Here is a 1,420-nt window from a genome sequence, read left to right on the forward strand (position 1 = left end):
CGCGGACGCGCCGCGGCGCTATCGGCCATGCGCCCCCTCAGCCACCGGCGCCACACCGCGGATCGCGCGCCGGCGCGATCCGGGAGCGCGCAGCGCGACCGCCCACGGCGCGCAAGCCAAGCGGCCGGATGGCCGCGCCGGCGTCTGAGGCCGAGACAACGGATCGAGGCCAAGCCTCGATCCGGGAGCGCGAATGCGTGACCGCGCCCGGCCCATCAGCCGCGCCGGGCGCGACACTCCAAGGTGCGCAAGCCAAGCGGCCGGATGGCCGCGCCGGCGCCTGAGGTCCAAAAAGACTCCGCGCCGGCGCCTGAGCCCAAGACAACGGATCGAGGCCAAGCCTCGATCCGGGAGCGCGCATGCGCGACCGCGCCCAGCCCATCAGCCGCGCCGGGTGCGACAGTTCACGGCGCGAAGGCAAGGCCCGCGGATGCGGGCCGCCCGCCGTCTGAGGGCACATTAAACATGCTGCCCGCCATTGATGTGCAGTTCCGCCCCGTTCACGTAGGACGACGCCTCGGTGCAGAGGAAGTAGATCGCCTGCGCGACCTCCTCCGGCCGGCCGAGCCGGCGCATCGGGATCTGCTCCTGCACGATCTTCTCCGTGCCCGGCGACAGGATCGAGGTATCGATCTCCCCCGGGCTGATCGCGTTCACGCGGATGCCGAGCGGTGCGAAGTCGCTCGCCATTTCCCGCGTCAGCCCGGCAAGCGCGGCCTTGGAGGTGGAATAGGCGACGCCGGCGAAGGGATGCACGCGCGACCCGGCGATCGAGGTGACGTTCACCACCGACCCCTTGGCGCGCTGCAGGGGCTCGACGAGGCCGCGGGCGAGCAGGACAGGCGCGAAGAAGTTCACGCGGAAGACCCGCAGCCAGCCTTCCAGGTCCATCTCCAGCGAACCCAGGCGCGAGCCGCCCGGTCCCTTGGGGGAGATGGCGGCGTTGTTCACCAGCGCATGCAGCAGGCCCTTGTCCGGGGCAAGGCGCGCCTGGATTTCCTTGACCGCGAGTTCGGTCGCGGCCGGGTCGGTCAGGTCGAGCTGGATATGGTCCTCGGGCCCCATTTCCCACGGGCATTGCTCGGGGAAGGGCTGGCGGGAGACGGTGATGACGCGCCACCCGGCGGCGGAGAAACGCTTGACGGTCGCATGGCCGATGCCACGCGACGCGCCCGTCAGGAGAAGGACGCGCCGCGGCTCGTTGGATGGCCTGCCTCGCGTCCCCGTGCTGCCCGCCATGCCGAACCTCCGCGCTTTCGATTGTGCGCGGGTATAGCGCGGATGGGCTCAAGGCACACCCGGCGCGGTCGCGCCGGATGCGGGATGGTCAGGCCGCGAGGCGCGGCGCGACCGCGGGGCCGAAGGCGGCGGCCCAGGACGGCGCGGCGCGCAGCAGGCGCTCGAGCGCCGCGACGGGCAG

General features: G+C 72.3%; 1 protein-coding gene. It reads right to left on the minus strand.

Translation table 11 applies throughout. From position 1 onward, the window contains the following. Positions 1–459 precede the first annotated feature (459 nt). Positions 460–1,239 (minus strand): SDR family NAD(P)-dependent oxidoreductase, encoded by a 780-nt coding sequence (locus tag HW577_RS25020; RefSeq protein WP_198378798.1) that lies wholly within the window; start codon positions 1,237–1,239, stop codon positions 460–462. Positions 1,240–1,420 lie beyond the last annotated feature (181 nt).

Origin of the sequence: Neoroseomonas rubea (genome assembly GCF_016106015.1) — a bacterium.
GTDB lineage: Bacteria > Pseudomonadota > Alphaproteobacteria > Acetobacterales > Acetobacteraceae > Neoroseomonas > Neoroseomonas rubea.